This window comes from Variovorax sp. WDL1, assembly GCF_001541225.1.
GTDB lineage: Bacteria > Pseudomonadota > Gammaproteobacteria > Burkholderiales > Burkholderiaceae_C > Variovorax.
This window is the reverse complement of the sequence record NZ_LMTS01000214.1, coordinates 1-6,142: the sequence shown is the minus strand read 5'-3', so window position 1 is coordinate 6,142 and position 6,142 is coordinate 1. Positions and strand designations below refer to the sequence as shown.

Annotated in this window: 7 protein-coding genes and 1 pseudogene; 4 read left to right on the top strand and 4 right to left on the bottom strand. The window is 69.1% G+C overall.

Annotated elements, in window-relative coordinates; translation table 11 throughout:
* The 3 genes from APY03_RS26995 to APY03_RS26985 all read left to right on the top strand — a co-directional run.
* Positions 1-658 (top strand): heme-copper oxidase subunit III family protein (locus tag APY03_RS26995; protein ID WP_068681702.1); only part of this gene is annotated, 658 nt, incomplete at its 5' end.
* 12 nt (positions 659-670) lie between these two features.
* Positions 671-985: a cytochrome C oxidase subunit IV family protein gene (locus APY03_RS26990; protein ID WP_068681690.1), complete on the top strand. Its 315-nt coding sequence runs from the start codon at positions 671-673 to the stop codon at positions 983-985.
* A 98-nt stretch (positions 986-1,083) separates the two neighbouring features.
* Positions 1,084-1,449, top strand: a complete 366-nt coding sequence (locus tag APY03_RS26985) for a hypothetical protein (RefSeq protein WP_102906220.1) — start codon at positions 1,084-1,086, stop codon at positions 1,447-1,449.
* A 51-nt stretch (positions 1,450-1,500) separates the two neighbouring features.
* Here APY03_RS26985 and APY03_RS42740 read toward each other — a convergent pair whose 3' ends face one another.
* On the bottom strand, positions 1,501-2,469 hold the full coding sequence (locus APY03_RS42740; RefSeq protein ID WP_232324434.1) for a hypothetical protein: 969 nt from the start codon (positions 2,467-2,469) through the stop codon (positions 1,501-1,503).
* 218 nt (positions 2,470-2,687) lie between these two features.
* Here APY03_RS42740 and APY03_RS26975 point away from each other — a divergent pair, with 218 nt between their 5' ends.
* Entirely contained in the window at positions 2,688-3,494 is an 807-nt protein-coding gene (locus tag APY03_RS26975; RefSeq protein ID WP_232081262.1) for an alpha/beta hydrolase, read from the top strand.
* 47 nt (positions 3,495-3,541) lie between these two features.
* Here APY03_RS26975 and APY03_RS44580 read toward each other — a convergent pair.
* The 3 genes and pseudogenes from APY03_RS44580 to fliR all read right to left on the bottom strand — a co-directional run.
* Positions 3,542-4,123 (bottom strand): annotated as a pseudogene (locus tag APY03_RS44580) (DUF6064 family protein); the annotation flags it as partial.
* A 9-nt stretch (positions 4,124-4,132) separates the two neighbouring features.
* Entirely contained in the window at positions 4,133-5,074 is a 942-nt protein-coding gene (locus APY03_RS26970; RefSeq protein WP_083944580.1) for an aldo/keto reductase, read from the bottom strand.
* 125 nt (positions 5,075-5,199) lie between these two features.
* A complete protein-coding gene (gene fliR, locus APY03_RS26965) occupies positions 5,200-5,949 on the bottom strand; it encodes a flagellar biosynthetic protein FliR (RefSeq protein ID WP_068681695.1) in 750 nt (249 codons plus the stop codon).
* Positions 5,950-6,142: the final 193 nt, after the last annotated feature.

Sequence of the window (6,142 nt, the reverse complement as noted above, 5' to 3'; positions counted from 1 at the left end):
GGCCGCCGCGGCGGCCGGCTGGCGCGGGCTGGTCGCCGACTGGTCCTCCGACCGCGAAGCCTTCCACGTGTCGTGGGGCAAGGCGATGATGTGGATCTTCCTGCTGAGCGACACCTTCATCTTCAGCTGCTTCCTCGTCGGCTACATGACGGTGCGGGTCTCCACCACCGTGCCCTGGCCGAACCCCAGCGAGGTGTTCGCGCTGCACGTGGCCGGCGCCGACGTGCCGCTGCTGCTGATCGCGATCATGACCTTCGTCCTCATCAGCAGCAGCGGGACGATGGCGATGGCGGTCAACTTCGCCTATCGCCGCGACCGCGCCAACGCCGCCGCGCTCATCCTGGTGACCGCGATGTTCGGCGAGGTCTTCGTCGGCATGCAGGCCTTCGAGTGGTCCAAGCTGATCATGGAAGGCGTTCGGCCCTGGGGCAACCCGATGGGCGCGGCGCAGTTCGGCTCGGCCTTCTTCATGATCACCGGCTTCCACGGACTGCATGTGTCCTGCGGGGTGGTGTACCTGCTGGTCGTCGCCTTCAAGCTGATCCGCGGTGACTACGAGCGAACGGGCAACTACCAGATCGTCGAGATCGCCGGGCTCTACTGGCACTTCGTGGACCTGGTGTGGGTGTTCATCTTCGCGCTGTTCTATCTCTGGTGAGGAGGCAAGACCATGGACCCCGGCACCGGCCAGCAGCATCCGATCAGCCTCTACCTGAAGATCTGGGGGCTGCTGTTCGTGCTCAGCGCGCTCTCCTACCTGGTGGACTACCTGCACCTGCAGGGCTTGCTGCGCTGGGGACTGATCCTGACCTTCATGATCCTGAAGGCGGGCCTGATCGTCGCGGTCTTCATGCACATGGCCTGGGAGCGGCTGGCACTGGTCTACGCCATCCTGCTGCCGCCGCTGGCGCTCTTGGTACTGGTGTGGCTGATGGCGGCGGAGGCGGGGCACACCTTGCTGACGCGGCTGCTTTTCTTCAACTGATGCGCTCTCCGGATCCACCGTGCGGGGGATTCCTTCGCGCCCGCGGCGGCCTACAGTCGAACTGCACGCGGTGGTGCGTGCACCCGAAGGGAGTGACCATGACAACATCGCAAGTGATGCTCGGCGCCGTTGCAGCGGCGCTGGCCCTGATGGCGGCTTTGCCATCCCCCGCGCCAGCGCAGGCGCACGCGCCGGACCGGCGCCACCTGGCCTCGGTGAGCGTCGAGGCGCTGCAGCGCACCTACCTCGAATGCGACCGCGTCGCGACCCACACCCTGCTGGACCTCGGCAGCGCCGCGCATTGCTCGATGGTGGCAGAGGAACTCAGGCAACGGGTGTTCGACGGCGACTTCGATCGGCTGATTGCGTGGTGGAGAGAGCACAAGCCGACCGGCCCGGAAACGGGTCTGCAACACTCCTCGGTGCCTGGTGGCGTCGGCATCGACACTCGATCTGTCCGGTAAGTAGCAGCTGCGCGGTTTCGAGAGGGCGCGGCGGCTTCCCATGCGAGGCACTCACGCGTCGACCGCCTTCAGGATGGCCCGGACCCGTTCCGAGGTCGGAGCGTCCGGCCGCGGCAATCCCTCGAAGTCGCCACGCAGCACCTTGATGGCGTAGCGTTCCCGCTCGATCTCGCGCATGGTGCGTATGCCGAGGCGCCGAAGCAAGGGGATGGGCGGGCACCAACCCTGGAAAGCGTGTTGGGCGAAGAACGCGAAGACGGCGATCGGGAGCGCGAGGAATCGCCGGTCGAATCCGGTTCCGAGTGCGAGCCCCGCCAGCACCAGGGCGGAAGCATTGGTCTGGAGGACGCGCTCGATGTCCCATTCCTCTTCCAGTTCCGTGAGTCGCTCCTCGATGGCCGCTCGGCCGGCGCGCTCGAGACGCAGGAGTTCCGCCTCGGTGCGAGCGCCGATCTCCTCGTTCAATGCGGAGTCGGTATGCATTTCGACGCGCAGCGTGGTGGGCGGCAGTTGGCTGCCGAATTGGGCCGTGGGCTCCTGTTCGTCTGGCGCCGGCGGTGGGAGCGAAGGAGAGCTGGTCGCCTCTGCCGCGAACTTGAAGCGCTCTTCGGATTCCGTTTCGCCCGATGAGCTGAAATCGCCGCGCAGCGCCTTGAGTGCATAACGTTCACGGGCAATCTCCCGCGAAGTCCGGACGCCGAGTCGTCGAAACAGCGGCATCAACGGATAGCGTCCGGTCTGCGCCTGGTAGAAGACGCTGCCGCCGACCAGCGCAGGCAGAGCGAGAAGAGCGGGCTTGCCCAGCAAACCCAGGCCCAGGCCCACCAATCCCATCGTGGCAGCCTCGGCTTCCAGGACCCGGTCGACGTCCCACTCCCGGTCGAGCTCGGCCAGGCGTTGCGTTGTGCCCGCGTCCGCCTCCGCGATCCGGCGCAGGCCGGCGGTTGTCGAGTCGTCGATCTGCCGCAAGCTGTGTGCACTGGTCTGGGAGCGCACGCGGTCGCCTTGAAGTGCGTTCATGAGAGCCTCCATGCGCCCGACTCTGGCGGCCTCGGACAGAGCGGGTGCCCGGATTCGCCGACAGCTCGCGAAGGACGAGCCCTACCGCCGGCCGTCGCTGCTCCAGGCCACGGGCGTTTCATGTGCGCGAGCGAGCGTCGGTCCCGAAGCAGTCGGGGGATTCCGGTCTGGCTGAAAGGCGGGCTTCACGGTAGCCTGGGGCCTCCGCTTCGATGCCCATGATCCACCCCATCGTCGTGTCGATGCTCAAACTGGCCCTGGCCTGCGTGCTCGGGCTGGCCGGAGTCACCATGTTCCAGGACCGGCTGCTCTACTTCCCCGCGCCCGCCCAAGTGGCCGAAATAGCCACGGACGGGCTGCAGGCATGGCCCTCGGCGCAGGACTTCCGCGGCCTGGCGTCGGAACCCGGGGGCAGCGCCCGCGGCACCGTCATCGTCTTCCATGGCAACGCCGGACATGCCGGCCATCGCGCCTACTACGCCGCTTCGCTCGCGCGCCTGGGCTTTCGCGTGCTGCTGGCCGAGTACCCGGGCTACGGCCCACGCGGAGGTGACGTGGGCGAGCGCAGCCTTGTCGAAGATGCGCGGGAGACCGTCGCGCTGGCGTACCGTGCGTACGGCCCGCCGCTGGTCGTCATCGGCGAATCACTGGGCGCCGGCGTCGCGGCGGCGGCGGTCGCGCAGCAGCGCGAGCAGGTCGCCGGACTGATGCTGATCACGCCCTGGGACCGGCTCGTGCACGTCGCCGCCTACCACTACCCCTGGCTGCCCGTGAGCTGGTTGCTGCGCGACCGCTACGACAGCATCTCCCACCTCGCCGGCTTCGGCCGCCCCGTGCTGGTGGTGGTCGCTGGCCGCGACCGCGTCGTGCCCTCGCGCCTGGGCATCGCGCTCCATGAGGCGCTGCGCCCGCCCAAGCGGCTGGTGACGATCGAGGGGGCCGGCCACAACGACTGGCCCGGGCAGGTCGACGCACGCTGGTGGCAGGCTGCGATGGACTTCCTGCTGGGCAAGGCCCCGCCCTGAGCCTCGCCTTGCGACTGCAGCGTCCACTGCGTCAGCGCGGCGACCAGGCACCACAGCAGCGGGATCGGCCACAGCAGGACCGCGAGCACCCGCGCCAGGCGTGCCTGCGGCGGCGCGCGCAGCAACAGCAGAAGACCGAGCGTGCCGATTGCCGTCGGATCGGGCGCCATCCCGAAGAGCCCGGTCTCGCGCCACGGCCGGTCGAGCAGCACGAGGCCGAGCCACGGCTGCACCAGCACGGCAAAGAGGAGCAGGCCGAGGCCCGGCACCTCCCGCCCGCGGCGCTGCATTCGCAGTTCGAGCCCGATGCCCGCGGCGCACAGGAGCAGCAGCCCTTCGAAGACGAAAGCCACCCCGAACCAGCTTGCCGCCCAGTTGATGGTGGCATAGCGCTCCAGGTGGAAGGCCCAGGCCACCCAGAGCCAGCAGGCCGCGAGCATGGCGCAGCAGGCGCGCGCGCCCGGCCCGGGGCGCCCCTTCAGCGCGGCGAGCACCAGGGCCAGGCCGAGCGCCATGGCGAAAAGCTGCGCCGGCCACACCTCTGCGTTGTAGAGCTCGAAGAGCCGATGCCAGGTGCGTGCAGAGAACAGCAGGAAGTCCGAAGGCCGATAGCTCCACCACTGCGACATCGTGCGCGCTCACAACGCCTGCACGTGAGCCGCCATGCGCTGGCGCATGGGCGCGTCCGGCATCGGGCCGAGCAGCGCGCCCATGTTCTGCTGCACATGCGCCACGCTGCGGGTGGCCGGGATCGCGCAGGTCAGCGCCGGGTGCGAAATGATGAACTTGAGCGCGAACTGTGCCCAGCTGTCGCAGCCGATCTCGTCGGCCCAGGGCGGCAGCGGATGGCGCTGCAGCGCGCGCAGCAGCGCGCCCTCGCGAAAGGGCCGGTTGGCGATCACGGCGATGCGGCGCTCGCGCGCCAGCGGCAGGATGCGCGATTCCACCTCGCGGTCGAGCAGGTTGTAGCTGACCTGCACGAAGTCGATCGGCTGGCTGGCCATGATCGACTCGATCTCGCGGTGCCGGCGCCCCTCGGAAGTGGTGATGCCCACGTAGCGCAACTGCCCGGCCGACTTCATCGCGAACAGCGTGGGCAGGTGCGCCTCCCAGGCGAGCAGGTTGTGCACCTGCAGCAGGTCGAAGCGCGGCACCCGCCAGATCCGCCGCGACTCCTCGATCTGCCCCGGCCCGCGCGCCCCGGCGCCGATCCAGACCTTGTCCGCCGCGAACACCCCCGCCGTTCGGTTGATGCGCGCCAGCCCCTCGCCGATGACCGACTGCGAGGAGCCGTACATCGGCGACGAATCGATCATGCGGCCGCCGGCATCGAAGAAGGCGCGCATCACCGCGGCGCAGTCCTCGCGCGCGGCGCGGTCGTTGCCGACGTTGAAGGTGATCCAGCTGCCCAGGCCGATCGCCGGCACCAGCTCCCCGGTAGAAGGAATCGCATGCGTGGCCGGGCCGCGCGGGCGCGCCTGGGCGTGCCCGCCGGAGGGGCCCAGGAGGGACGGGAGGCCTGCCGCGAGCGAGCACAGGAACTCGCGGCGGGTCGGCTCGATTCGCAGACCTGCAGTCATGCTTGTGTGTCCTTGGAGGCTTGCATGTTCTCAAGGACGCGCGGAGGCTGCAAGCCCCGCGTCTGTATGGAACTTGCACGCCAACAGGCGTTGCTGACCTCGTGGCCGGCCTTGCCCGCTCGGCATCAAGGCCGCAGCGCCTGCATCAGCTCCATCACCGAGCCGAGTCCCGCCGCGAAGCGCGGCGCCAGAAAGGCACCCAGCTGCGGCATCAGCAGCTGCAGCATCCCGATTCCCGCCAGCAGCGTCAGCGGAAAGCCCACCGCGAAGATGCTGAACTGCGGCGAGGCGCGGTTCAGGATGCCCATGGCCAGGTTCAGCGTCAGCAGCGCCGTGATCAGCGGCAGCGCCAGCATGAAGCCTGTCGCGAAGATCTGCGCGCCGCCGCGCACCAGCAGCAGCCAGCCCTGCGCGGCCAGCGGTGCGTCGGCGATCGGCAGGACCTGGAAGCTCTCGGCCAGCGCCGCCACCAGCAGCAGGTGGCCGTCGAGCGCAAGGAAGATCAGCATCGCCAGCATGTGCAGCAGGCGCGCCACCACCATGGTCGCGCCGCCGCTCATCGGGTCGAAGAAGGAGGCGAAGGACAACCCCATCTGCAGGCCCACGTACTCGCCTGCGGCCAGCACGGCGGCGAACATGAGGCGCATCGTGAAGCCGATGGCCGCGCCGATCAGCACCTGCTGCATCAGGATCCACACCCCGCCGATCGAGACCACCGGCACCTGCGGCATCGCGGGCAGCGCGGGCGCCAGCGCGACCGCCAGCAGCGCCGCGATCGCGACCTTGAGCTGCCGCGGCACATTGGGCTCGCCGAAGATCGGCGCGGTGCCGACCAGCGCGAGCAAGCGCACGAAGGGCCATAGGAAGGCAACCATCCAGGCGTTCAGCTCCGCAGAGGTGATGGAGATGACGCTTGGGTTCACCGGGTGAGTGCCTGCGAGGGCGTCGCTTCGGGTCCTGCTCCCGCTCCTTCCGGGGGAGGGGCGGGGTGGGGGTGCTTTGGGGTCTGTTTGTACGGTGTGCTTGGTTTGAGGCTGGGGCCGGGAGTTCGCCCCGGCGGGCGAGTCA

Coding starts and splice junctions, on each gene's coding strand:
- APY03_RS26990 (WP_068681690.1), top strand. CDS start 671: ATGGACCCCGGCACCGGCCAGCAGCATCCGATCAGCCTCTACCTGAAG.
- APY03_RS26985 (WP_102906220.1), top strand. CDS start 1,084: ATGACAACATCGCAAGTGATGCTCGGCGCCGTTGCAGCGGCGCTGGCC.
- APY03_RS42740 (WP_232324434.1), bottom strand. CDS start 2,469: ATGAACGCACTTCAAGGCGACCGCGTGCGCTCCCAGACCAGTGCACAC.
- APY03_RS26975 (WP_232081262.1), top strand. CDS start 2,688: ATGATCCACCCCATCGTCGTGTCGATGCTCAAACTGGCCCTGGCCTGC.
- APY03_RS26970 (WP_083944580.1), bottom strand. CDS start 5,074: ATGACTGCAGGTCTGCGAATCGAGCCGACCCGCCGCGAGTTCCTGTGC.
- fliR (WP_068681695.1), bottom strand. CDS start 5,949: ATGGTTGCCTTCCTATGGCCCTTCGTGCGCTTGCTCGCGCTGGTCGGC.